Annotated in this window: 16 protein-coding genes and 2 pseudogenes; 5 read left to right on the forward strand and 13 right to left on the reverse strand. The window is 52.3% G+C overall.

What is annotated here, in order from left to right; translation table 11 throughout:
• Positions 1-387 precede the first annotated feature (387 nt).
• Both nadE and A8O25_RS02310 read left to right on the forward strand, forming a co-directional pair.
• Complete coding sequence (nadE, locus tag A8O25_RS02305) at positions 388-2,253, forward strand: NAD(+) synthase (RefSeq protein ID WP_066830252.1); 1,866 nt, start codon at positions 388-390, stop codon at positions 2,251-2,253.
• A 411-nt stretch (positions 2,254-2,664) separates the two neighbouring features.
• Entirely contained in the window at positions 2,665-3,300 is a 636-nt protein-coding gene (locus A8O25_RS02310) for an HD domain-containing protein (RefSeq protein ID WP_082893388.1), read from the forward strand.
• Between the two features lie 208 nt (positions 3,301-3,508).
• Here A8O25_RS02310 and A8O25_RS02315 read toward each other — a convergent pair whose 3' ends face one another.
• The 6 genes and pseudogenes from A8O25_RS02315 to A8O25_RS02335 form a co-directional block, all read right to left on the reverse strand.
• Positions 3,509-4,813 (reverse strand): DUF2268 domain-containing putative Zn-dependent protease, encoded by a 1,305-nt coding sequence (locus A8O25_RS02315; protein WP_066830254.1) that lies wholly within the window; start codon positions 4,811-4,813, stop codon positions 3,509-3,511.
• Positions 4,814-5,082: 269 nt separating this feature from the next.
• The gene (locus A8O25_RS02320) at positions 5,083-7,491 is read right to left on the reverse strand and encodes a TonB-dependent receptor domain-containing protein (protein ID WP_066830256.1); all 2,409 of its coding nucleotides are present in this window, start codon (positions 7,489-7,491) and stop codon (positions 5,083-5,085) included.
• 704 nt (positions 7,492-8,195) lie between these two features.
• Positions 8,196-9,347, reverse strand: a pseudogene (locus tag A8O25_RS22590) (outer membrane beta-barrel family protein); the annotation flags it as partial.
• Between the two features lie 12 nt (positions 9,348-9,359).
• A complete protein-coding gene (locus tag A8O25_RS22595) occupies positions 9,360-10,724 on the reverse strand; it encodes a TonB-dependent receptor (RefSeq protein ID WP_082893390.1) in 1,365 nt (454 codons plus the stop codon).
• 419 nt (positions 10,725-11,143) lie between these two features.
• The gene (locus A8O25_RS02330; protein ID WP_066830258.1) at positions 11,144-12,046 is read right to left on the reverse strand and encodes a carboxypeptidase-like regulatory domain-containing protein; all 903 of its coding nucleotides are present in this window, start codon (positions 12,044-12,046) and stop codon (positions 11,144-11,146) included.
• A gap of 303 nt (positions 12,047-12,349) precedes the next feature.
• Positions 12,350-14,935, reverse strand: coding sequence for a TonB-dependent receptor (locus tag A8O25_RS02335; RefSeq protein ID WP_066830261.1), 2,586 nt, complete (start codon positions 14,933-14,935; stop codon positions 12,350-12,352).
• Between the two features lie 723 nt (positions 14,936-15,658).
• Between A8O25_RS02335 and A8O25_RS02340 the strand changes: the two genes are divergently transcribed.
• A complete protein-coding gene (locus tag A8O25_RS02340) occupies positions 15,659-16,009 on the forward strand; it encodes a hypothetical protein (protein ID WP_153042551.1) in 351 nt (116 codons plus the stop codon).
• A gap of 379 nt (positions 16,010-16,388) precedes the next feature.
• On the opposite strand, the gene A8O25_RS02345 is transcribed toward A8O25_RS02340, so the two are convergent.
• From A8O25_RS02345 to A8O25_RS02355, 3 genes are read right to left on the reverse strand one after another with little or no spacing between them, the layout of a single operon-like run.
• Positions 16,389-17,078: a hypothetical protein gene (locus tag A8O25_RS02345; RefSeq protein ID WP_066830267.1), complete on the reverse strand. Its 690-nt coding sequence runs from the start codon at positions 17,076-17,078 to the stop codon at positions 16,389-16,391.
• An 18-nt stretch (positions 17,079-17,096) separates the two neighbouring features.
• Positions 17,097-17,843 carry an LVIVD repeat-containing protein gene (locus A8O25_RS02350; protein ID WP_066830270.1) on the reverse strand — a complete coding sequence of 249 codons (747 nt, stop codon included), beginning with the start codon at positions 17,841-17,843 and terminating at the stop codon, positions 17,097-17,099.
• Positions 17,844-17,848: 5 nt separating this feature from the next.
• The gene (locus A8O25_RS02355; RefSeq protein ID WP_066830273.1) at positions 17,849-18,292 is read right to left on the reverse strand and encodes an LVIVD repeat-containing protein; all 444 of its coding nucleotides are present in this window, start codon (positions 18,290-18,292) and stop codon (positions 17,849-17,851) included.
• An 85-nt stretch (positions 18,293-18,377) separates the two neighbouring features.
• Here A8O25_RS02355 and A8O25_RS23165 point away from each other — a divergent pair, with 85 nt between their 5' ends.
• On the forward strand, positions 18,378-18,530 hold the full coding sequence (locus tag A8O25_RS23165) for a hypothetical protein (protein WP_161947681.1): 153 nt from the start codon (positions 18,378-18,380) through the stop codon (positions 18,528-18,530).
• A 319-nt stretch (positions 18,531-18,849) separates the two neighbouring features.
• On the opposite strand, the gene A8O25_RS02360 is transcribed toward A8O25_RS23165, so the two are convergent.
• Both A8O25_RS02360 and A8O25_RS02365 read right to left on the reverse strand, forming a co-directional pair.
• The gene (locus A8O25_RS02360) at positions 18,850-19,179 is read right to left on the reverse strand and encodes a 2Fe-2S iron-sulfur cluster-binding protein (RefSeq protein WP_066830276.1); all 330 of its coding nucleotides are present in this window, start codon (positions 19,177-19,179) and stop codon (positions 18,850-18,852) included.
• A 4-nt stretch (positions 19,180-19,183) separates the two neighbouring features.
• Positions 19,184-20,197: an NAD(P)/FAD-dependent oxidoreductase gene (locus A8O25_RS02365; RefSeq protein WP_066830278.1), complete on the reverse strand. Its 1,014-nt coding sequence runs from the start codon at positions 20,195-20,197 to the stop codon at positions 19,184-19,186.
• 210 nt (positions 20,198-20,407) lie between these two features.
• On the opposite strand from A8O25_RS02365, the pseudogene lgt reads away from it, so the two are divergent.
• Positions 20,408-21,246, forward strand: a pseudogene (gene lgt, locus A8O25_RS02370) (prolipoprotein diacylglyceryl transferase).
• An 825-nt stretch (positions 21,247-22,071) separates the two neighbouring features.
• Here lgt and A8O25_RS02375 read toward each other — a convergent pair.
• Together A8O25_RS02375 and A8O25_RS02380 are read right to left on the reverse strand one after the other, a co-directional pair.
• Positions 22,072-22,911: a CBS domain-containing protein gene (locus A8O25_RS02375; RefSeq protein ID WP_153042552.1), complete on the reverse strand. Its 840-nt coding sequence runs from the start codon at positions 22,909-22,911 to the stop codon at positions 22,072-22,074.
• Positions 22,912-23,022: 111 nt separating this feature from the next.
• On the reverse strand, positions 23,023-24,471 hold the full coding sequence (locus tag A8O25_RS02380; protein WP_066830282.1) for a phytoene desaturase family protein: 1,449 nt from the start codon (positions 24,469-24,471) through the stop codon (positions 23,023-23,025).
• Positions 24,472-24,499: the final 28 nt, after the last annotated feature.

Genomic DNA, 24,499 nt, shown 5'->3' on the forward strand with positions numbered 1-24,499 from the left:
CTGTTTCCGGCCTCTTTTTCTGAAAACAGGGCTAAAACAGATTTTCCTTTCACTTTTTAAAAAACAGTAGCAACCTTAGAAAGCTTCCGTAAGGCTCTCAGTTTGCTGTAGCAAAACTTGATTTCTCTCTTTTTGTCATCCTGCAAGGATCTTGTGGGCGTACGGCAACTGCTTTTCTAGTTTGCACACAAGATCCTTCCAGGATGACAAGAGGGTGATACCTTTAATGGTCTTACCAGGCAATCCTGTTACATCATTTCACTTGCTTCTGCGCGCCAACTTCTTAGTTTTGCAACGGTTCCCCGTGTAACGCCCCTCCATCGGCGGAGCCGTATTTCTAACTTGCAGGGTATTTCTTGCGTTAGAAAAGCCACAACTACAGAAACTATGAAACTTGCCGGTGCCGCCATCAACCAAACCCCCCTTGACTGGGAGAACAACCTTAGAAACATCAAAATCGCCATTGAACAGGCCCGTGAGCAGCAGGTAGACATTCTCTGCCTGCCTGAGATGAGCATTCCCGGTTACGGCTGCGAAGACCTTTTCCTGCATGACTGGGTGTCTGTAGAATGTTTTGAGCGGTTGCTGGAAATCAAGGAGTGGTGCGTAGATATTGTGGTGTGCGTGGGACTGCCTGTTCGCCTCAACGGCATCACCTACAACACGGCCTGCGTGATTAGCAACCAGAAGATTTTGGGGTTTACCGCTAAACAGTTCCTGGCCAATGACGGGGTGCACTATGAACCGCGGTGGTTCAGCTCCTGGGTACCCAACACCGTGCAGGAGTTTGAGATGTTGGGCCAGACGTACGCCATTGGTGACATTATCTATGAGCACCTGGGTGTGACGTTCGCGTTTGAAATTTGTGAAGACGCGTGGCGGAACAAAGACCGCCCGGCGTACCGGCACAAGGAGAAAGGCGTACAGCTCATCATCAACCCCAGCGCCAGCCACTTTGCCATGAGCAAGACTGATGTGCGCTACCACCTGGTGGTAGACGCCTCCCGTGAGTTCGCCTGCACGTACCTGTACACTAATTTGCTGGGCAATGAGGCAGGCAAGATGATTTATGACGGCGAGATCATCATTGCCCAGAACGGCAACCTCATTCACCGCAACGTGCTGCTCTCGTTCAAAGACGTAGACATGGAGTGCGCCGAGGTAGATATTCTCAACCCGCTGCCGCTGGTTGATGTGCCCGTGCTGCCGCCGGTAGACGAGAACCGGGAATTTGTATCGGCGGTGACCTTGGCTCTGTTTGATTATATGCGCAAGAGCCGTAGCCGCGGGTTTGTGCTTTCTCTGAGCGGCGGGGCCGATTCTTCGCTCTGCGCCGTGCTGGTGGCCGAGATGGTGACGCGGGCCGTGGAGGAGCTGGGGCTGGAGGAGTTTGTGCGCAAGACCAATTGCCTTACGCCAGAGGAACTTCCTGTTTTTAGCCAGTTTTCAGGAAAACAGCTCAGAAACGCCCTGGTGGGCAAGCTTCTCATCACGGCGTACCAGGGCACGGTGAACTCCTCAGATGACACGTTCCGCTCTGCGGAAGAATTGGCCAAATCCATTGGCGCGGTGTTCTACAACTGGACCATTGACGAGGAGGTGACGGGTTACCGCGGTAAAATTGAATCGGCCATTGGCCGAAACCTCACCTGGGAACACGACGATGTCACGCTGCAGAACATTCAGGCCCGCGTGCGCGCCCCCGGCATCTGGATGCTGGCCAACCTCAACAATTCCTTGCTATTGGCTACGTCTAACCGCTCAGAGGCCAGCGTGGGCTACGCCACCATGGACGGTGACACCGCCGGCAGCATTTCGCCCATTGCGGGTGTTGACAAGGCGTTCATCAGGCAGTGGCTGGTGTGGGCGCAGCTGGAGCTGGGCTATGAGGGCTTGCAGTACGTGAACAACCTGCAACCCAGCGCCGAGCTTCGGCCGCTGGAGCGCGCCCAAACCGACGAGAAAGATTTGATGCCGTACCCGCTGCTGAACCAGATGGAGCGCCTGGCGTTCTATGACCGGCTCTCGCCGCAGCAGGTGTTTGAGAAGCTCAAAGGCGGCGACTACGCAGACAACGACCTGAAGCTGTACGTGCAGCGGTTCTTCAGCCTCTGGAGCCGCAACCAATGGAAACGCGAGCGCTACGCCCCGGCCTTCCACCTGGACGATTACAACGTGGACCCGCGCAGCTGGCTCCGGTTCCCAATCTTGAGCGGCGGCTATCGGCAGGAGTTGGGGGAGATTGGCGGGTAATGTGCGGGATTGAATCAGGTAGCACGTATCATGTAGCAAGACAAAGGGAAGTCTTTAGTAGAAGCTTTTCTGTTTTCGGCCTGTTTTCTTAAAAAGAAGCCGAAAACAGAAGTTCTAGTGGCTAAATTCCCCACTATGGCGCGGAAGTTACTTCCGTGACTTTCGGATACAGCTTAGGAAGTCACGGAAGTAACTTCCGCGCCATAGAAGAAAGTAATTGCCATTTCCTTGGCCTTTTCCTTTCTATAAGATAAAATTCCCCTCTTGGGAGGGGTAGGGGTGGGGTCAACGGCTTTAAGCTGCTAACTATTTGCCCTTCGTTTTCAGCCTGTTTTTGGAAAATCAAGCTAAAAACGCACTTCATCTACTTAAAGGAAGTACCTGCCTCAACGCTTGCCCGTACAAAACCCCATGGAAGAACTGGAATGCCCGTTGGCGTTTAATGAACTGGAGCGAAAGGCGTGGCAGTTTGCCGTAACCGCACACGGCGAACAGCGGCGCAAGTACCACCAGGAGCCGTACGTGAAGCACCTGGAGCGGGTGGCGCAGACCGTGATGGCCTACGGCGGCACCACCGGCATGGTCATGGCCGCGCTGCTGCATGACGTGCTGGAAGACACGCCCGTGACCCAAGAAGAACTGAAGGCGTTTCTGGAGGAAACCTGCCAGGGCTCCATCGTGAAGCCAGCCGAGGTGCTGCAGATGGTACTAGACCTCACTGATCAGTTCACCAAACAACAGGCCCCCGGCTACAACCGCAAGCGCCGCAAAGAAATGGAACGCCAGCGCACGGCCACCACCTCGGGCCGCGCCCAGACCATTAAACTGGCCGACATCATTGACAACACCCGCGACATTATTGCCCATGACTTCAGCTTTGCGCGGGTGTACATTCCGGAGATAGTGGGCCTGCTGGAGGTGCTGAAATCGGCGCAGCCGTTTACGTTGTATTTATTGGCGTGTTATGAGGTGCAGAAGGCGCTGTTCAGGCTGGAGGAGGAGCGGAATTCTCTGCCCCCAGAGGAAACACCTGCCCTGGAAGGATAAACCCTGTTTTTAGAAAAACAGGCCGAAAACAGGGTTTTATTTTTATGGCGCAGTTATTTGTCTGTGACCACTTTTTCTGAGTTCCTTTTTTAGGAAACAACCCTCGCCCAGAAGCGCTCAACGGTTCCAACAGGCTTCTGCGCCAGTGATTAAATGGTATCTCTGCCGCCTTCACCGCTTTTAGGCAAGGAGCGGTTGTTTGGCTTCTTTACTTCTTCGTCCTGAACCGGATTTCATAAGATTTGAGGGGATACCCGTCTGTGGTCTGGAAACCGCCGCCGTTCATCTTGAAGCTGTACGCACGGCCGGGTTGCAGCGCCACCTTGTACACGTAAGCGCGCTTGTCTGGGGTATAGCCCGGCTGGGCCGTCACCGGAAACTGCTCTTTGCCGCCTTGGCCGTAATCAGTGGCGGTGTAACGCGCCATTTCGGCCGAAAACTCTACCCGTAGTTCAGTGACAGAGGCATCTATGAGGCTGTCTGGGCCGGTGATGGGTACAATGCGGGTAATGACGGGGCGTTTGGCGTCATAGGCCTGCAGCAGCCGGGATTTGTTCAGCGGCGTTGAGTAGTACTTTGATTGCACCAGAAACGCCTCTACGGCCGGTTCGCTGTCATACTCCAGTTCAATGATCTCTTTGATGGCCTGTTTCTTGTTTTGGGCCTGCTGGTAGTAGGCTTTGCAGATGGCGTACCCCATAAAGTAGCCCAGGTCTGGGGTGGGCGCCTGCTGGTTGTAGAACCAATGGCCCAGGGAGGGGGCAAACATGTCAACCTGGAAGCGCTCTTTCACTTCGGCCTCATGGGCGGTGCCGTACGCCATGTAGGGGAGCGGCATCTGCTTGCCCGTGATCAGTTCGGCTATGAAGTCACAGGCCCCTTCCATAAGGGCGCGGCCCAACAGGTTGCTGCCCAGGCCTTTCTGCTGGGTGTGCACGTATTCATGTACGTTTAGCGGAATAATATTTTTAAAGGGATCACTCTGGTAGTAGCGCGACAGGAACGTCTGCAGGTTCTGGGGCAGCTCTGATAGGTCTACCTGAGAGTTGCCGGTAACAAGTTCGGCCCCAATCAGGACCATGTTGTCTTTGGTGGTGCCGCTGGTTCTGAAAACCCCTATGGCAAAGTAAATGCTGGCCGGGCTGAGCGGCGGGTAGAGCTGCTGGAGTTTCTTCAGGTGCGGCTCCAGCCCCTGGGCGCCAGATTTGGCCAGTTGGGTGCGGGGCCTAAGGGAGTTCCAGAATTTGGGGTACTGCCTGACAGCGTGTACCCATTCTGCGGGCTGGTAGTCCCTTACCTCCATTAAAGCTTTGAGACCGGGAGTGCCTTTGTCCAGGTAGAGCGTCTGCAGGTAGCGCAGCTGCTTGAGGCTGTCCTGGGTGGTGCGCATGCTGTCATAGGCTACCCAGAAGTTGTCAATGTCTGTGGTGATGACCCGCTGCGGTTTTTTCTGCGCCAAACCCACCGTAAAGGTGAAAAGGCTGAGGGCGAGGAAGGCGGAATATCTTTTCATGCTGGATTAAATGAGCTGATTGGGTTTTCTCTTAGGCTCTGGCGCAAGCGTCTGCGCTGAGTCAGTTTCTGTTTTGGGGCTGTTTTCAGAAAAGTAGCCGTAAAACGGGAGCCCCAGGGTTTGCTAGCACGGGCCTGCGCCTTGCATGGCCGGGGCAGGAGCAACTCTCAACGGGCTTAATATCAGGATTATGGCGAACAAAGCAAAATGCGTTGCTGTTTTTCTGAAAACAGCCCCAAAACGCATCTGCAGGGAAAGGAGCGCAGGGCTTATTTTCCGCCGCCCACGGCATCATCATTCTGGATAGACTTCTTCTGGCGTTGGGAAGAGTCCATTTTCCCGAAGCTGTAGTTGAACGTGAGGCCAATACGGCGCGCCAGATTGGCGTTGCGAGATTCCTGCAGGAAGGTGTTGGTGTCTATGGTGGAGGTGAACTCGAGCGTTCTGCTGAACGGGTTGCTCACATTCAGGCTCAGGCTGGCTTTGTCTTTCAGGAGCTTCTTCTTCACTGACACGTTGCTGTAGAAGTAACGGCCATACTCGCCCTGGGCGGTTTGGGTGGGGGAGTTGTAGTTGCCGTAAAATTGCGCCGTAATGCCTTTGTTGAACTCATAGCTGGTGTTCAGGCTCAGGTTGTATTGCAGCCCCGAGTTAGACAGCGTTTCACCTCTCAAATCAATGTAGCTGAGGTTGAAGTTAGGGCTAATGCTCCATTTAGGCATTGGTTTGGTAGAGCCTGATACACTCACGCCGTACACTTTGTTTTTGGCGATGTTGTCTGGGGTGGTCAGGATCACGTTTGGCCCCGCCTCGCGGTTAATCTGCTGAATGGCATTGTCTGTCTGGCGGTAAAACAGGGAGCCGTTGATAGAAGTGGTTTTGAAGTACGTGTTGTAGCCCAGCTCATAGGAATGGGTAAGCTCAGCGTCCAGCTCCGGATTGCCGCGGTACACGTTGTTGGGGTCTTCCTGCTGCATAAACGGGTTCAGGTACCAGATCTGGGGGCGCTGAATGCGCTGGGTATAGCTGGCTTTCACGGTGTGGATCTCTTTGAAGGTACGCGAGACGGTCACGCTGGGGATGAAGTTCTGGTAGTCGTTCTTGAACGAGGAGCGCACCAGCTTCGGTTCATTTTTGGCGGTATTCAAGAACACACCCTGGGTGTTGGTGAACTCGTAGCGGGTACCCAGGTTAAAGTTGTATTTCTTGTTCAGGCTGAAGGCGTAGGTGAGGTAGGTGGCGTACACGTCCTGGTCAAAGTCAAAGTTACTGATGGCCAGCGAATCAGGTTTGCCTAACCGGTAGAAGTTGTATCGGGCGTTGCTGGTGGCATCCCGCAAGATGGCCTTGGCGCCCAGCTCCAGCCGGGAAGCGTTCTTGTAGGTCTGGGTGTAGTCTAGCTGAAACGTCTTCTCATAGGTGGGGGCGTCATTGTCGTTCAGCTGCCTTGAGATGAAGGCGTTCTCCTGGGTCTGGATGCTGTTGTCATAGATGTCATGGGAGGTGCCCTGGTTTACCTGCGCCAGCACAGACAGTTCCTGCTGCGGTTTAAAGGTGTGCGTGTACCCAAAGTTCACATCAAAGCCTGAGCCGTTCCACCGGTTGGTCAGGTCATAGAGCTGTACGCCCTGGTTGTCTTCTGTACGCTGGAAACGGGTGCCGTTGAACTTGTTCTTGTAGAGGCTGAACTCCAGGTTAAAGGCGTTCAGGGTGTCTGGGTCAAAGGTGAAGCCTACCTGGCTGTACAGGCCGTTGTTCAACTGCCGTGCGGTCCCCTCCTGCCGCAGGTAAGAAATCTCAGACATTCTGGGGGTACGGGTAAGGAAAGACTCGCTCCGGTTGTTGTTGCCGTAAAGGTTGAGGCTTGCGTTGGTCCCAAACTTACCCCGGCGGGCGTTGATGCTGCCGTTGGCGTACCTGCCGCGGTTGCCCGCCGTGCCAGAGACCCTTCCGTTTACGCCTTGCAGGCTGTTCTTTCTGGTGATGATGTTGATGATCCCGGCGGTGCCTTCGGCGTCATACTTGGCGCTAGGGCTGGTGATCACTTCTACGCTCCTAATGATGTCTGAGGGGATTTGCTTCAGGGCCTCGGCCAGGTTGTTGGCCAGGATGCTGGAGGGCTTTCCGTCAATTAAGACTTTTAAGTTGGAACTACCGCGCAACTGCACGTTTCCGTCTGCATCTACCGTGACCGAGGGTACTTTCTTGAGTACGTCTGAGGCCGTGGTGCCTTGGTTGCTGATGTCGTTCTCAGCGTTATACACCAGTTTGTCGCCTTTGTCTTCTATCAGGGGTTTCTGGGCCACCACCATTACCTCCTGCAGCTTGGTGGTGTTGGCCTGTAACGGGATGGAGGCGAAGGTTTTCTCTGGTTGTGCCGGAGACAGGGTAAAGGCGGGCAGGGTAGTAGAGGCATAACCCAGGTAACTGATAGACAGCGAATAAGTGCCCGGGGCCACGTTGCCAAAGCTGAACTGGCCTTTGCCGTCTGTGATGGTGCCGTCTACCGGTTTTTGGGTGCTGGTATTGGTGAGGGTAACGGTGGCAAACTCAACGGGTTTGGTGCTGGCAGAGTCTAACACCCGGCCGGTGATTTTACCCTTAAAACCAGACTGCTGTGCCCGCGCCGCGGAAACAAAAAGAAACAAAGACAAGAGAAAAAGGAAAGACAGACGCATGAGTTAGGTTTGGGGAATAGGATTAGGCGTTTGGTACATTAGATTGCCTTTCCTTTTACTGTGAAGGGGAGGTAAATCTCAGGGGGTGACGGGCAGGGCGGTGGTCAGCAAAAGCAGTTGCGGTGCAACTGTCTGAAAGATGTGACAGAACTGAAAAGGGTTGCCTGGGGAACAGTTTATTTTTCAGTTTTGGGCAGATTTGGAAAATATAGCCGGTAAATGGGTTCGTATCTTAGGGCAGGTGTGCATTTGTCTTTAGCGCTGCAAACGGGCCTCATAAGAACCTGACCTGGCGGTTGCCACGCCCCACAGGGCTGCTACGCTGCTCAAAAAACGCGATCAAAGACCCTTTCGCTCCCCGTTTTCGCCTGCAAAATCAAACTGTAAACACGCTCTACATTGACAGGTAAAGGTGAATACTTTACTATAGAAGCTCGTTGAGAGATTTGAAAGAGAGCGTAAGTCTGCAAAAGTTTCTGATGTCTGTTTTAGGGCTGTTTTTCAGAAAACAGCCCTAAAACAGACATCATGGACCAGTGAAGTACGTTGCTTGGGTGCCTTTGCCCGGCAGTTTCAGAACTCTAAACAGCTTCTTCTTTTGTTCAGAAAAGTGGTGGCAGCAACGGCTGAAAACAGCAAGAGGAGGTTAGGAAAAAGGAGCCCCCGCGGTTGGGGTGCTCCTTTCTGCTGGTAAGGTGTAACGGCTAGTTAGAGGTCTCACCCGCCTTGGCGTCATCATTTCTGATGGACTTCTTGCGGCGTGGCTGCTGTTTCATGTCAATCTTCCCAAAGCGGTAGGAGAAGCTCACCCTAACCCCGCGGTTGTAGTTCTGGTTGAGCCCGTTCTGGGTAAACACTTTGTTGCTCAGCTCAGACTTAAACTCAATGGCTTTGGCAAACGGGTTGTCCACCCCCAGGGTCAGACTGCCTTTCTTCTCCCAGAAGTCTTTCTTCACACTAAAGCTGGAATAGTAATAGCCTGAGAACTTACCCTGAACGGTAGGCCTGGGGGAGCTGTAGGCGCCAAAGAACTGCGCGGCCAACCCTTTCCCAAAGTCATAGCCAGAGTTAATGTTCACGTTGTACTGTACCGCCTCGTTGTTCTGCTGGGTGCTTTTGAGGTTAATGTAGTTCAGGTTGAAAGAACCGCCCAGGTTCCATTTGGGCATGGGCTTGGTATTGCCTGACAGGCTAAGGCCATACGTGGCGTTTTTGCCTATGTTGTAAAAGGTAGTGTAGGCCACGCCTGCTTTCCGCCAGGTTGTCTCGTCTACGGGTAAGGCATCGGTTTCGCCTACAATGTCTCTGATAGACTCAATGGCATTGTTGGTCTGGCGCCAGTACAAAGAAACGTTGATAGAGCTGGTCTTGAAATAGTTGCTGTACCCCAGCTCATATGAGTGGGTCAGTTCCGGCTCCAGTTCAGGGTTGCCAAAAGACACGTTCTTGGGGTCCTGCTCATTCACGTAAGGGTTCAGGTACCAGATCTGGGGGCGCTGAATGCGCTGCGTGTACCCCACCCTGAAGGTTTGGCTCTTGAACGTGCGGGACACCAGCACATTGGGGATGAAGTTGCCGTAGTTGTCTTTGAAGGCCGGTCTAAACGGGGCAATGTAATTACCCTGCAGGTCTGTGTATTCATAGCGGGCCCCGCTTTTTACGTTGTAGTTCTTCAGGAGCTTAAAGCCGTAAGACGCATAGGTGGCGTACACATCCTGGTCATAGGTGAAGGCATTGGGCTCCAGTTCCTCAGCGGTGGAGGTGGTGAAGAAACGGCGGTAAAGGGCATCACTTTCGGCGTGCCGAAGAATGGCCTTGGTACCTGCCTCCAGAAGGGTTTTGTTCTTGAAGGGGTGGGTATAGTCTACCTAGAACGTCATTTCACGGTTAGAACCTTCATTGGTGTTGCGCAAGGTGCGTAACAGCCTGTTGTTCTCATACTGTTGCAGAATGTCATTGTCCTGGAAAGACTCCATGTCCATGGCGCCGTTGGTCCACTGGCCTAACACAGCCAATTCCTGCTGGGGCTTAAAGATATGGGTATAGCCCATGTTCAGGTCCAGGGAAAGGTTTTCATTCTTGCTGCGCAAGGCAGAGGCAATCTCTTCCAGACCGTTGTTGTAGTCAGTAAGGGAGTTCTGGGTGCCCCGGCTCCGGAAAGCTCCCCGGTAAATGTTCACCCCTGCATTGATAGAATTGCTGGAATCCAGGTCAGCATCAAAGCCAAGCTGGCCAAAGATGCCGCCGCCCCTGCGCCTGGAGACACCGCTCTGCTCCAGCTTGCTTGAGAACTCATCTTCTGCGGTCAACCCAACAATACGCTCCAGTTCACTTTCATTTTTGTTGTTGTAAGACTGGTGCGTACCCAGGTTGGCGTTGAAGCCTATTTTGCCGCGGCGTACGTTCACATTGGCGTTTCCGTTGGCGTTGCGGTTGCCCACTGAAGTGCTCACACTGCCGTTCACGCCATACAAGGTGTTCTTCTTGGTGATGATGTTGATGATCCCGGCCGTGCCTTCGGCGTCATATTTGGCGCTGGGGCTGGTGATGACCTCTACGCTCTTGATCATGTCTGAGGGAATCTGGCGCAGGGCGTCTGCCACGCTGTTGGCCATGATGCTGGAGGGCTTGTTGTTAATGAGTACCCGCACGTTAGAGGAGCCGCGCAGTTGCACGTTGCCATCCAGGTCTACGGTGAGCGAAGGCACTTTCTTCAGCACATCTGAGGCATTGCCGCCAATGTTGGTGATGTCCTGCTCAGCGTTATACACCATGCGGTCTACTTTGTCTTCCACCAGGGGTTTCTCGCCCACTACTGTTACCTCCTGCAGTTTGTTGTTGACGGGGCGCAAGACAATGCGGCCCAGCTCCACCTCCTGCTCCTTCTCAGAGACGGTGAACGCCGGTTTGGTGTAGGTTTCATACCCTATAAAAGATACTGAGAGGGTGTAGGTACCGTTGTCTACTTTGTTGAGGGTGAACCTGCCGCGTTCATCTGTCACGGTGCCGTCTACCGGCTTGCCCGTGGCGGTACTGATCAGGGAGATGGTGGCAAACTCCACGGGCTTATTGCTCACTGAGTCAGTGACTGTGCCTGTTACCTTTCCGTTGCCTTTAACAGAGGCCGTTCCCGCAGTGGCGACGGCTGGCGCAACAAGGGTGGAAGATTGGGCATAGAGGGTTCCGGTACCTGACAGCAGGCACAGCAAGAAAAGGGGAAGGCGGTAACGCATGTGTGGGAATAGTGTGGGTTTTGGTAATTAGGTATAGAGATAGAGAATATTCAGAATAGCTGCAGCGCAGGAGATAATTATTTCTTAGAGCATGTTTAAACTAGTTTTTTGTGCTGCAAACGGGCTTTAAAAGAACCTGACTTTGTAATGCTTTCGCAACATAGCGCGGCTATGCTGTTTACTAATTGCTTCATCAGAACCTTTTGCTCCCCATATTTCATCTGCAAAATCAATAGGTAATAAGCTCTAAACCCATCTGCTGTTTGGCAAGGGGAGTACTTCTTTTAATTGATTACTGTATTAGATTAATAGTACACTACAAATGTATAATATTCATTCTGTTTTACAACACCTACTATAAAGCTATTTTCTGTTTTGGAGCTGTTTTTCTGAAAACAGCCCGAAAACAGAAAGATTTATTATTGCTCCTGCTGTACTACCACGTTCAGACCAATGCCCACGGCAGACATTTTCTCCCATTTGTCCTGGCTGGCGTCTTTGTGGTAGATGGTCTGGAACGCTGGCATGGCCGCAGCCAGCGTTAAGGCCTTGAACTCTGTTCTGGGGGAACAGTCAATCCATTCCAGGGAGAGAATGAAATCCTGCTGCACATAGAGGTTGTATGGTTCCAGGTCAACCTGAATCCAGCCCCGTTTCTTCTCATTCACCGTTACGTAAACGTTCTCTGGCAACAAGTTATGGGCTGGTTTTCCCTCTTTCAGGGCGTAGAGATTTACCCTGAACTTGACCTGGTCAAACTGGTTAGAGGTTAAGCAGAAGTTGAGTTTGCTCAGAAAGGTCTGCTTGTCTCCGGCATGGATCAACACGCCCAGTTCCCGCCCCAGATTCTCATGCAGCGGCCTGGGGAGAATTGTGAACGCGTTATGAAACAGGGTAAACGGGCCCGCGTTGCCGCCCAGCTCCCTGGTTTTCCATTGGGCGGCTTTTACGTTTACCTCAGCCAGCTGTACCGGTTTGGTCACCAGCGAGATGGTGGTATGGCGGGAGAGGAGGGTTTCTGCCTTTATTTCCTTGGCCTCATAGCCTATGGCAGAAATTCTGATGGTTTTGGATACTTCATTGGCCGGGATTGTCAGCTGGAACGTGCCGTCTTCTTTAGAGACGGTTCCGGTTGATGTTTCCAGCACCCCAACGCTCACGTACGCAATAGGCTGTTGGCTCTTCTGGTCTACCACCGTGCCTGTAACGGGTGTGCCTTGCAGCGGTACCGCTGCGCTGGAAGACGCAGAGGCAGGTATGCCTGCGGCGAAAGATAAGACTACCGTGAAAAGGAATAAGACAAAGGGGGCGCGTTGCTTCATGTACGTGGGGGAACTGTCTTTTATTAGGTCTTGCCTGCCCTGACCCTCTGGTAGACAGCGCTGAAAATTGATTCTTCGGTTCTGGAGTTCGCCACTAAATCAATCATCTGCCTAATCCCGCCCCTCTGCTATGGCTTTGATTCAGAACGGCAAGTGGGCCTGCTTTTGTATAGGGGCGGCCAATAAATTTTACTTTAGATGGCTGTTTCTGTTTTCGCTGTTTTTCAGAAAACAGGCCGAAAACAGAAACAGCCAAGGCGATGGGGGCTGTCCCATCGCCTTGGCTGTTGATCACTTGTTCGCTTATTGCACGCCGCCGCCGTCGCCTTGCTTGGCGTCATCATTTCTGATAGACTTTCTGCGTTTGGGCGGGCCCTGCTGTTGCAGTTTCCCAAACCTGTACTCAAAGGTAAGCCTGAAACCGCGGTTGTACTGGGTCACCAATGACTCTGTCCTGAACGGGAGACCGTTGTTACGGTTGTTGCCTGCCAGTTCATTCTCAAACTTGAGGGCTCTTCTAAACGGGTTGTCCATGCCTAGGCTCAAAGCCCCTTTTTTGGCAAAGAGTTCTTTTCTGATGGCCAGGTTGTGGTAGGAGAAAGAAGAGGCCATTCCCTGCAGCTGCACTCTGTCTGAGTTGAACCCGCCAGAGAACTGGGCGCTTACCCCTTTCCCGAAGGTGTAGCCAGAGCTCACATTGATGTTGTACATCCAGCCGGAGTTAGAGGCAAACGGGGCGTTCAGGTCAACATAGTAAAAGTTCAGGTTGGCGTTCACGTTCCAGGCCGGAATGGGTTTGGTAGAACCAGACAAACTCATGCCGTAGGTTTTGTTCTTGGCAATATTGTCAAACGTCACAAAGGTGGTGTCACGGAGTACTTCTGAGATAGTCTCAATGGCGTTGTCAGTGATTCGCATGTAGGCAGAGGCATTCAGCGAAGTGGTTTTAAAGAACGTGCTGTAATTTAACTCATAAGAGTCTGTCAACTCAGCATCTAGCCTTGGGTTACCAAACACCACCACGTTGGGGCCCTGCTGCTGGCGGTACGGGTTCAGGTAGAACAACTGGGGCCGTTGAATGCGTTGGGTGAAAGACGTACGCAGTTTCATGTTCGGCTTCAGGTCATAGGCCAGGGTCACGTTGGGGATGAAGTTGTCATAGTGGGTGGTGAAATCCTGCGCCGGGTTTGCAAAGTCTCCCGCCACATCTGTGTACTCATACCGTCCGCCAAACTTGAGGGCCGTTCTTTTGTTCAGGTTGAAACCGTAGGAGAGATACGAGGCCATTACATTCTGGTCATAGCTGAAATCGCCGTTCAGGTCTAAGCCGTTGTACAGAGAGCTGCTGGATACATCACGCATAATTCCCTTGGCCCCAATTTCCAGCAGGGTATTCTTAGGCATGGGGTGGGTGTAGTCTGCCTGGAACGTTAGTTCCTTGTTCAAGCCTTCGTTTTCATTGATGGTGACAGAGCGCAGCGGGCCGTCAATCGCGTAGCGTGACTGGTTCACGTTGTTGTCCTGGTCGGTTTGGCTGTAAAGGGCCAGTAAGGTCAGTTCCTGCTGCGGTTTCTTGAACAGGTGCGTGTAGTCCAGGTTCAGGTCCATGCTCAGGCGCTGGTTCTTATTTTTCATAGACAGGTTGTACTGGTCAATCTGCCGGGGGGCCAGGAACATGGTGCGGGCTTCGTTCTGGTCTGCCTGGGTAGACGTGGCCAGCTGGTGGGAGCGCATTTTGAAAGTACCCGTGTTCACCCGTATGCCTGCGGCTAAACTGTTCTTCTCGTTCAGGTCATACTCTAACCCTAACTGGCCAAAGCCAAACATGCCGTCAACGGTGCTGGTGCCTTGCTGCAACGTGTTGTTTAAAGCCCTTCTCTCTTTCTCCACCACCGTGGTATTGGGGTTGTCTCCTTCCTCTACCGGGGTCAAGGGGTTGTCTTTGATGTCGGCCTGGCTGATCTGCTGAATGTTCATGGCACCTTTGCTGTAGAACATGTTGGTGCCCGCGTTCACGTTAATGCCCAGCTTGCCCTGCTTAATGCTTACATTGGCGTTGCCGTTGCTGGAGCGGGTGCCTCCCGTTAAGGTCACTGACCCGGTTACACCCTGCAGGCTGTTCTTCTTGGTGATGATGTTCACAATCCCGGCAGTCCCTTCGGCATCATACTTGGCAGAGGGGCTGGTGATGATTTCTACGTTTTTGATCACATCTGCCGGAATCTGTTTCAACGCATCTGCCACACTTCCCGCCATGACGGTAGAGGGTTTGCCGTTGATAAGCACCCGCACGTTAGAGCTCCCGCGCATCTGGATGTTTCCGTCCTGGTCCAGAGAGATAGACGGCACTTTCTGCATCACGTCTGCAGCGGTACCGCCGGTGTTGGTGATGTCTTTTTCGGCGTTGTACACCAGGCGGTCTACTTTGTCTTCAATCAGAGGTTTTTCACCTACTACCGTGACCTCCTGCAGCTTGGTGTGCGATGAGCTCAGCCGCACGCTGCCCAGATTGGCTTCCTGGTCTGCCGCTGAGATGGTCACTTTTTTCAGTTCTTTGGTGTCATAGCCAATAAAGCTGATAGAGAGGGTATAGGTGCCGTTGGCTACTTTGGTCAACGCAAAACGGCCTTTTTCATCTGTTACGGTGCCATCTACGGTTTTGCCGGTGGCGGCATTGATCAGGGCAATGGTGGCAAACTCAACGGGTTTAGAGGTGGTGGAGTCTACTACGGTTCCGGTGATTCTGCCGGCTCCCTGTGGGGCCTGAACAGCGGCAGGTGCGGCTCCGGCGGGGCCTGCCTGCGGGCGGGGTGTTGGGGTAGGGGCCTGGGCCCAAAGTGGAGCGGTGGTGGCGCAGCTTAACAGAGTTAAGAGCAGAAATTTTTTCATGAGTGTTTGTACAGGATAAAGTGCTTTTCAGCTGACAAGAATAAAGTGCGAAGAGGGGAGCCAAGGCCGGCATCAGGCTCCCACAGAAGTCCTCCTTATTGTTTCAGTTGAAGCATTAGTATAGGGCAGGAACAGAATATTACAGCGGGCAGGGGAAAAAGTATTCTTTTAACAATTCATTAACTTTTAAGCAGAGCAGGCACCCTCTTGCAGAGAAAACCACCGGGTTTTTCACTGTCCGCTGTCCAACCTGCAGGCATGAAACCGTGCACTTTTACCGCAGGGGCCAGGCTTTTCTGTTTTCGGGCTGTTTTTCTGAAAACAGGCCAGAAACGCCCAGCTGTAGAAGAGGAAGTAACAGCGGAATGACTGTGTAGGGGTAGCTGGAAAATTGTTTTCGGCTTTGCCGAATCCAGGTCAAGCGCCTGTGGTTCCCGGTTTCTGGCGAAAAGGGTGACGCACACAGTGCCCCCTCCACCTTCACTTCCTATGCTAGCGCCTCAGCTTAAAGAACCACCCAGGGCAGCATATGGGCGGCCCTCTCAAACGCTTGCGCTGCTGAATGACCAGAGCTGTTTTTGGGCTGTTTTTCTGAAAACTAAAATCATCAAAACCATTTGTCCCAAAAACAAAAAACATTTGAGCCAAAAGTTTAGATTAACAGAAACTAGCAACTTTATATTAAAAACTATAACTTTATAAATAAACTTAAATTTAATAAAAATGATAACTGCAAAATCTGTAGAAGGAGATGTATCACAGATGCTTTATAGTGAGTATCTTACTACATTAAAATACTTTAATCAACTTACTCTACCTTTTACCCCTCCAAACTCTCAAACAGTTCTTAGGTTCATTTTTGTATTTACGAATGAGCAAAGTCTTCTGGATAACCAATATGCAATTTCGGATAATGGTCAAACCATTACGATTTATTCAAATAAAGCTGAATCCATGACTTATGAAGGAACTGAGGCAAGTATTAAATTTACCCTTAGGCAAGATTTGAATATAGTGGTGAGATACCTAGCAAGGCGGGGAGTTGAGTTCCTAATATCAATATGGTCAATTTAATAAGAGAAAGCCCTTCTGGTGGAGGGCTTTCTCTTTTAACTCATTCCTAAAAATCTGAAAGCAAGGTCTGCATCTATATCGAATTCATCTTTATCCAATAGTTCCACAGTTTGCCCTAAATCCCTTCTCCTAAACACAAAGTCATAATAGGAGCAAGACAAGGCATTACTCCCTAGCGTCAATTGCTCCGAAGTATACGTAAGGGCATTTTTTAGGTGCAGTAGCTGAGGTTCCTTGGGCAATCAACTCATAAGAAAGCAGTGTCTTAACACCGTTACCATCAGTCACAACCCTTCTCCTGTACAGGTAGCAGAAATTTGTTGCACCAACCCTCCTTAAAACAGGCCAAAAACAGGAGTGCGGGTTTGTGCAGAATAGATTACCGCAAGATGACCCCAATCTTAAAGCCTAAGAAGAAGTAGAAGCCGCTGTACCCATAATCCAGAAGATTGCGGTCAAAGCGAAGGTAGTGAAAAGTAGAGGTGGCCGTACTGTGGTTATACCCAATGCCTATTGAACCGTCTGTGAGGATTCTGTCAGAGAAATAGCGCTGCTGCGTGCCAAAAAGCGCAATGGCCCCCAGCCGGTTTATCTTCTCAGTGAAATTGCTGTAGCGGTACTGGTAGTACCATAAGCCGTCTGGCCCCAGATCCTGTACCCAGCCCTCCTTTTCAAAATCTATGTTGAAGTGGTGGTAAGAAACGCCATAGGCAAGGTAGTGGTGTGCGTTAGAATGCCTGAACAGGTGGGGGAGGTAGAACCGGTGCTGAAGCTCTGCCCCCAGTCCCTTCACGCGTGAAAAATCTTCGGGCTCTTCTTCTCTTTTCGTGAACTGGTCAGCAAAGCGGGTACTGCCGTTATAAAGCCTGGCCGAAAACAGAATGCCTTGGTTCTTGAGCCGTTTGGGTTTGCTTTCTACCGCAAGATGATACCCCCGCAGGAACAGGTGCTGCGGGCTGAGCAGAATGGCCAGTTCACCTGAAGGCAGAGAATCAGATTGGGAGAAAGCAGGTGACGCGGTTAGGATAAGACCAAAAAGAAGGAGGGCGCTCCAACAGATGATTTTCATGTGAGGTGCTCCAATGGCTTAAAGAGACGGTTGCACACTTATTTTGCTCAACTGCTCTAACGTACCTTGGGTGTAGGCATATTGGTAAAGGCCGTCTTTCCCCACCACCAGCAGGTGCCCATTGTGGGGGATTACGTCATAGGCTGAGATGTTGAGGTGCTGCTTGAGCTGGAGATTGTTTACATCTGAGGCGTCATACAGCTTGAGCCCCCTGTCACAGACAAACAAGTGCTTGCCGTCAATGCCTACCCCTTGAGGACTTTGCATGGAATATCTTTTTACAAGGGAAGGGGCGCTCAGGTTCTGCAGGTCTATCACATGCAGTTCATTGACCCCACGGCACTGGTTTTCTGCATTAAGGGTGAGGTAGGCGTACCTGCCGTCTGTTACTACCGGGTCACAACTTACTACGTGCTCATAGGTAGAGAGCAGGAGGGGGTTGGCCTGTTGCCTGATGTCAAAGATGTACATGCCGGTCTGGGAGCCAATAAAGAGCTTGTCCCCAAAGGGGAAGATGGTCTCAATGCCCACGCCCAACTGCACCTCCTTTTCTTTGTGGGGGTTGCTGGGAACGGCAATATTATACACATGGAGTTTGGCCTGGTCTACGGTGTACAGGGCATCACCTGAAACAGCAAAACGGGCCATAGAACCGCCCTGGCCCGCCGCCGGGGACGGACTAAGGGTACTGCTGTCCTGGGTGCAGGAAAACAGGGCAGTGGCTGCTATGGCAAAAAAGAGAAAGAAGAAGCTGTTCGTTTTCATAGCGCTTACTGTTTTTTAAGTTCCCATCTCACAATGACCGCATCTTTGGGAGGCCCGTTTTTCAACAATTCTGAGGTAAAATGGTCTGGAGGGGGCAACTCTGGAAAAACATTGGCTATGCGCTTCACCAGCCGTATGTTGTCCAGATCGCTTATGTCAATTGCCACCAGGTCTACGGCATTGTCAACGTACAGAATGTCTTGTTTTACAGCCAGGTCAATAGTGCCAGGTACCTGAAGGAAGGCAATGTTCTGGGGCGCGGTTGGGTCCTGGTTATTGATCACGTGTACTCCTTTGTACTGCTCATTAATGAGGAGAAGGTTTTTATACCGGTAAATCTTGCCGGGCCGGGAAAGGGGCTGCGGCTCTTTTCTGGACACTGATTTCTCAAGTTGCGCCCGGCTCATCAATACGGGGCTGTAGCTGGAGTAAATTTCTTCTGGCTCCATCTGAATACAGGAGCATAGGGACAGAAGAAGTGTACTAAGAGTCAGGGCAGAATAAAGTAGACGCATAGTTTAACCAGTTAGGGGAATGGAATTTGTAATAAGAGCCTGTTTACATTTTGGTTTTACCAGCGAAAAATGGGGAGCGAAAGATTCTGCCGAAGCGATTTTTGAACAGCAAACGCCCCGCTACGGTGCGGGAAAATGGCAAAGCCAGGTTCTTTTGATACCCATTTTGTAGCGCAAAAGACAAATGTAAACATGCTCTAAGGTAACCTGAACCCGGGAAATATTATCTATCCTTCCTTCTCCCTTTCAAAGGGGCATAGAAGGTGTGCCTACAACTTTGGCGGGGCAACTGCCACAGGCAGCATAATCTCATGTTCCTGAGTACATGTTAAGGTAGGAAAAAGAATGGATTTGCAGATTAATTTATTGTAAATAAAATAGTTGGAGAGAGTTTCTGTTTTCGGGCTGTTTTTCTGAAAACAGGCCAGAAACAAAAAGCCCCCGCCGTTTTTGGTAAACAGCGGGGGCTTTTTCTGGTAACGAAAGCTTACCTATTCAAAATCTGCCATCACGCGCAAGACGGTCCCGTCCAGCTCAGGGGTGACTTTGATCTGGCAGGAGAGGCGGCTGGTTTGGGTGGGGTTGGGCAGGTTCTCCAGGGTGTACAGCTCGTCATCTGAGGGTTCTGGCAACTCAACCGGGGCCTCCATCACTTGCACGTGGCAGGTGGCGCAGAGGGCCATTCCGCCGCAGGTGGCCTGCACGTTGAAGTCGCTGGCCTTCAGGACTTCCATCAGGCTCAGGCCCATGTCTGTGGGGGCCGGGACAGAAATGCGCTCGCCAGAAGGGGTTTCTACGTAAACGGTGATGTCTTCTTGCATGGCATTACATGGTTGGCACTCCGTTCACGGTAGTGTATTTCAAAACAAATTTCTTGTCTGGGTTGATAACAGAGTAGGCACTCTGCGCCATCAGGGCCGCCTCATGGTAGCCGCACAGAATCAGCTTCAGCTTGCCAGGGTAGGTGTTGATATCGCCAATGGCGTACACGCCGGGTATGTTGGTGCTGTAGTCAACGGTGTTCACCACAATGGCAGATTTCTCTAACTCCAGTCCCCAGTTCTCCAGCGGGCCCAGCTTAGGCACCAGCCCGAAGAGCGGGATAAAGTAATCAGTCTCTATCTGGTACGCCTCGCCGCCGTCTGGTACCACGGTTACGGCATTCAGTTGGCCCTCCCCGTGTACTTCAGTCACGTTAGATTTCAGGAGCAGGCGCATGTGGCCTTCCTCGGCCAGGCTGGTCACCTTGGCCGCCGACTCTGGCGCGCCTCTAAAGGTGGTGCCGCGGTGTACCAAGGTCAATTCTTTGGCTACATCAGCTAAGAAAATAGCCCAGTCCAGCGCAGAGTCTCCGCCGCCAGCCAATACTACGCGCTTGTCACGGTAATACTCTGGGTCCAGGATCATGTAGTTCACGCCTTTGCCGCCTTCATAGCTGGTCAGGTTCTCAATGGCAGGCTTGCGCGGCTCAAAACAGCCCAAGCCCCCGGCAATCACCACTACTTTACAGAAGATCTCGGTTTTCTCAGAAGTCACCAGTCTAAAAGAGCCGTCTTCCAGTTTCTCCAGATCCTCTACAGACTCACCCAAGGTGAAGGTAGGGTGGAAGGGGGCAATCTGCTCCATCTGGTTCTTGATCAGGTCGCCCGCCAGAATAGACGGGAAACCCGGAATGTCATAGATAGGTTTTTTGGGGTAAATCTCAGAAAGCTGACCGCCCACCTGCGGCAGGGCGTCTACCACGTGGCATTTCATTTTAAGGAGGCCCGCTTCAAATACGGCAAAAAGTCCCACCGGCCCCGCCCCGATGATACAGATATCAGTAGTTACAGTTGACATATAAGGTATATGGTTTCATGGGCAGACAAGTTTTGGGCTTTCTGCCGTTCTGGTACAGTGGCATAACGTTCAGCTCTACCACATTTGCATTTGCGCCTGCAAAGTAACATCATTTTAAGGTAAAGTGTTTCGGATAGTCATTAGTTAAATAGGTGATTCTTGTCACTCCTAGATTAAATTGTAATTTTAACCCGAATAACCATTTCTCAAATGCTGAACTTCATCACCTGGGATGTTTCCCCTGATATTTTCTCCCTCGGCCCCGTGACCGTACGCTGGTACGGCCTGCTCTTCGCCCTGGCGTTTGTCCTGACCCAACCCATAGAAAAATACATCTACCGCAAAGACGGCCGCAAAGATGAGGACGTGGACATCCTGACCATGTACATGATCATTGGCACCGTGATTGGCGCGCGCTGGGGCACTGCTTGTTTTATGACCCGGTGTATTACCTCTCTAACCCGCTCAAAATTTTCATGATCTGGGAAGGCGGTCTGGCCAGCCACGGCGGCACCATTGGCATTCTGCTGGCGCTGTACCTATTCTGCCGGAAACACAAGTTTAATTACCTCTGGGTCTTGGACCGCATAGTAATTGTAGTGGCCGTGGGCGGGGCCTGTATCAGGCTGGGCAACCTCATGAATTCAGAGATCATTGGCAAACCCACTGACCTGCCGTGGGCCTTCAAGTTTGTGCGCAACGCCGAAATGTTCAACGGAGTCCCTGCCTACCTGGACCCGCGGCACCCCAGCCAGCTCTACGAAAGCCTATTCTGCGTAGTCCTGTTCATACTGCTGTACACCCTCTGGAAAAGAGGGGCCGGGCAGATCAGGGGCTTGCTGTTCGGGCTGTTTGTGACGCTGCTGTTCACGTTCAGGTTCCTGATTGAGTTCACCAAAGAAAACCAGGAGAAGTTTGAAGATGCCTTGCCGCTGAACATGGGGCAATGGTTGAGCATTCCGCTGGTGCTGATTGGTATTGCTGTCTTGTTCTACGCCTATAAAAACCGACGCCAGCCCTCTTTGCCATTGGTGACTGGGTATAAATAGCGTTTTCGGGCTGTTTTCTGAAAAACAGCCCCAAAACAGAAATGCGAGAGCCCTCACAGTTTTAGAAATCTATGAGGGCTTTTTATTTCAAAGTAGGCGTAAATGGCACAGACACTCGCAGGTCTGGAAGACACTGCGAGGTCTTTTGGGCAGGCGTAGAAGCGGTGGTAGAAGTAATTTACCACCCCCATTCCTCCTAAACATTAAAGGAAGCAATCGGCGCAGCAGAAATATAAAATGGAAAACCACTACTGACAAAGCTCCGCGCAGCGAAGGAAGGCATTGCAACGGTTGAAGCAGTAGTCAATTTAGCTGCCGCATCGGCTGGGGGAGGCGGGTCGTGAGGCCGCCCCCAGCGATGCGGCACGGAAAGGCATGTGAATTGGCAATGACCTAAGTCAATGATGGAACAGAAAGCGCTGGCGTGGTGGTCCCTACTGAAGAGAAGCTGTTTGAGCGTCAGCGAGTTCTTCTCTTCTTGATTCTTTTGGTTAGGTTGAGCAGCAAGGATCAACGTGACAAACCTTAGCAGAAAGAGACAGTAATTAGAGGTTTGGTAAAGACGGAATTGGGAGCAAAAGCTGAGACTAAGAGCAGAAAGAGAACTTTTGGCAACCGCATTACCCCACCCCTACCCCTCTAAGGAGGGGCATTATCTGATATGCGTAAGAGACAAGGCGGTGCCTGGTCTCTACAACTAATGCAAAACACCCTTTTTCAAAGAGAAACTACCTGCCAACGTTGACTAGAACCTTTTTCTGTTTTAGGGCTGTTTTCGCCAAAACAGCTCCAAAACAGCTTCCTGTCTTCGGCGCAGCCGAAACCCTACATAATATACTGGAACAAATCCCCTTCCTCATTACTCAGCACCAGGGTTTTGCTGTTCTTAAACAAAACCGCCTCCACTTTCCCTGCCTTGGGGAGTTCAATTATTTGGGGGTTCTGCGCGAAGAACTGGGTAGAACCTTTGGCTACCGGGTACAGATACAGCTTGCCATAGGTGAGCACCGCGAGGTGCCTGCCGTCTGGGCTTACATCTGCTGACGTAACCAGGCCGGGCAGATCTTCTTTGCTCAGCAGGCGGGCAGTGTGGCTGCCGGGGGTGTCTGGCAGTTCATACAGCTTAGCCGTGCGGGAGGCGCCCCGGTCTTTCGAGATCAGGTACAGCTTGCGGTTGTGCCAGAAGAAGGCCTCACAGTCAAAATTACGGTCTTTCTTCTCAATCTTCCCCTTGGGCAGATCAGCGTAGGTGAACTTGATTTCCTGCGCCTCGAACCCCGCCTTTGGCGAAACCTTGTAGATGCGCAGGTCATGGCGTTTGTTGCTGTTGTTGCCCACGTCGCCAATGTAGAGGTAGCCGTTGGTGTCTTGGGTAAGGTCTTCCCAGTCATTGTTGATGGTGCCGTCTACCTGGACCTGCTGCAGGAGCTGGCCCTGCTCATTCACTTTGTAGAGAATGGGTGAGTTGCCGGCGTCACCGTGCGTCCAGTAGGTGTTGGGCTGGTCTGCGAGCTCCAGGCCAGAGCTTTCCTTTATTTCCCCAGGGAACCTGGCAAGGTGTTTTAAGCTGGCGGCTGGCGGCAAGGCGGGAGAGTAACTACTTAAAGGAAGGGACGTGGCAAGCACCAGAAGGGTTAACAAAAGGAAAAGAAGAGGTCGTTTCATTTTGCTCGGCTGTAGGTTTAAGTTAAAAATAAACGGGCTGTTATTTAGCACGCAAAGTATTTTTAACGAGGGGCCGGGCCGGGAGGTTAAAAGAAATGTTACCTTTCTTTGTCAGGAGAGCTTTTTGGCCCGCAGGCCGAAAACATCTTTCAAGGCTTGGTCAGCCGCATGGTAACCGCACATGCCGTGTACGCCGCCGCCCGGAGGGGTGGACGAGGAGCAGAGGTACAGGCCCCTGGCCGACGTGCGGTACGGGGAAGGCCGAAGCGCGGGTCTGGTGAACAGCTGGCTCAGGCTGATCACGCCGCCGTTGATGTCGCCGCCAATGTAGTTGGGGTTGTAGGCTTCCATCTGGCCGGTGTTCATGGTGTGGCGGGCCAGAATCAGATCCCGGAAGCCGGGGGCGAAGCGCTCCACCTGCCGCTCAATGGCCTGGGTCATGTCCTGGGTGGAGCCGTTGGGAACGTGGCAGTAGGCCCAGGCGGTGTGTTGGCCTTCGGGCGCGCGGGTAGGGTCAAAGAGGCTCTGCTGCGCCAGCAGCACAAACGGTTTTTCAGGGTGTTGCCCGTGCCAGGTGGCCTGCTCTGAGGCGGCTATTTCCTCCAGGGTGTTGCCCAAATGTACCGTGCCCGCGTTTCTACATTCGGCAGCGGTAAACGGAATAGGCCCTGACAGCGCCCAGTCTACCTTAAATACCCCCATGCCGTAGCGGTAGCGTTTGAGCTGCCATTGGTACAGGCTGGATAACGAATCGCCGGCAATCTCCAGCAGCTGCCTGGGCGTCACATCAAACAGAACGGCGTGCGAAGACGGCAGTTGCGCCAGTGATTTCACGTGAAAACCAGTCTCAATCTTTCCGCCCAGCGAGGTGAAATAAGACGCCAGCGCATTGGCAATACTTTGCGAGCCACCTTTAGGCAAGGGCCAGCCGTGCAAATGGGCCTGCGCCATCAACACCAGCCCAATGGCCGAGGTGGCCATGTGCGAAAGCGGTATGATAGAGTGGGCCGCCATGCCCGCCCAAAGGCCCCGCGCGTCAAGGGTCTTGAAATAATGGTTGGCCAGGGTAGTGGCCGGGGCCATGGCCTTCAGCCCAAACTGCGCCATGGCAATAGGGTGCCTGGGGAACCGTAAGGGGCCTAACACCGCCGGTGCCAGCTGAGGCCAGTCTTTTACCAGCGCCTCTGTTACCCTGTGGTAGGCTTTTGCATCAGTGCCCAGCCGCTGGGCGGTTTCTGCTAGGGAGGGGAGAAGCGCGGCCGCGGTGCCGTTGTCAAAGGGGTGTGCCGCCGCCACGGATGGGTAAATGTATTCCAGACCATGCTGGTGCAGCGGCAGGTTTTTAAAGTAAGGCGACTGGGCCGCCAGCGGATGAATGGCCGAGCAGACATCATGGTGAAAACCGGGCAGGGTGAGTTCTTTGGTGCGCAGTCCGCCGCCAATGGTGTCTTTGGCCTCTACAAGGAGCACGTTGAGCCCCGCTTCCTGCAGGGTTATGGCCGCCGCCAACCCGTTGGGGCCTGAGCCTACCACTACCGCGTCAAAGTCCCGTTTTCCCATGAATGATCGCCTTGAATTCAAACCACAA

The organism is Rufibacter ruber, assembly GCF_001647275.1.
Classification (GTDB): Bacteria; Bacteroidota; Bacteroidia; order Cytophagales; family Hymenobacteraceae; genus Nibribacter; species Nibribacter ruber_C.

What these genes read in the sequence shown, in the direction of transcription:
- nadE (WP_066830252.1), top strand. Translation starts at nt 388, where the DNA reads ATGAAACTTGCCGGTGCCGCCATCAACCAAACCCCCCTTGACTGGGAG.
- A8O25_RS02310 (WP_082893388.1), top strand. Translation starts at nt 2,665, where the DNA reads ATGGAAGAACTGGAATGCCCGTTGGCGTTTAATGAACTGGAGCGAAAG.
- A8O25_RS02315 (WP_066830254.1), bottom strand. Translation starts at nt 4,813, where the DNA reads ATGAAAAGATATTCCGCCTTCCTCGCCCTCAGCCTTTTCACCTTTACG.
- A8O25_RS02320 (WP_066830256.1), bottom strand. Translation starts at nt 7,491, where the DNA reads ATGCGTCTGTCTTTCCTTTTTCTCTTGTCTTTGTTTCTTTTTGTTTCC.
- A8O25_RS22595 (WP_082893390.1), bottom strand. Translation starts at nt 10,724, where the DNA reads ATGCGTTACCGCCTTCCCCTTTTCTTGCTGTGCCTGCTGTCAGGTACC.
- A8O25_RS02330 (WP_066830258.1), bottom strand. Translation starts at nt 12,046, where the DNA reads ATGAAGCAACGCGCCCCCTTTGTCTTATTCCTTTTCACGGTAGTCTTA.
- A8O25_RS02335 (WP_066830261.1), bottom strand. Translation starts at nt 14,935, where the DNA reads ATGAAAAAATTTCTGCTCTTAACTCTGTTAAGCTGCGCCACCACCGCT.
- A8O25_RS02340 (WP_153042551.1), top strand. Translation starts at nt 15,659, where the DNA reads ATGATAACTGCAAAATCTGTAGAAGGAGATGTATCACAGATGCTTTAT.
- A8O25_RS02345 (WP_066830267.1), bottom strand. Translation starts at nt 17,078, where the DNA reads ATGAAAATCATCTGTTGGAGCGCCCTCCTTCTTTTTGGTCTTATCCTA.
- A8O25_RS02350 (WP_066830270.1), bottom strand. Translation starts at nt 17,843, where the DNA reads ATGAAAACGAACAGCTTCTTCTTTCTCTTTTTTGCCATAGCAGCCACT.
- A8O25_RS02355 (WP_066830273.1), bottom strand. Translation starts at nt 18,292, where the DNA reads ATGGAGCCAGAAGAAATTTACTCCAGCTACAGCCCCGTATTGATGAGC.
- A8O25_RS23165 (WP_161947681.1), top strand. Translation starts at nt 18,378, where the DNA reads ATGGAATTTGTAATAAGAGCCTGTTTACATTTTGGTTTTACCAGCGAA.
- A8O25_RS02360 (WP_066830276.1), bottom strand. Translation starts at nt 19,179, where the DNA reads ATGCAAGAAGACATCACCGTTTACGTAGAAACCCCTTCTGGCGAGCGC.
- A8O25_RS02365 (WP_066830278.1), bottom strand. Translation starts at nt 20,197, where the DNA reads ATGTCAACTGTAACTACTGATATCTGTATCATCGGGGCGGGGCCGGTG.
- A8O25_RS02375 (WP_153042552.1), bottom strand. Translation starts at nt 22,911, where the DNA reads ATGAAACGACCTCTTCTTTTCCTTTTGTTAACCCTTCTGGTGCTTGCC.
- A8O25_RS02380 (WP_066830282.1), bottom strand. Translation starts at nt 24,471, where the DNA reads ATGGGAAAACGGGACTTTGACGCGGTAGTGGTAGGCTCAGGCCCCAAC.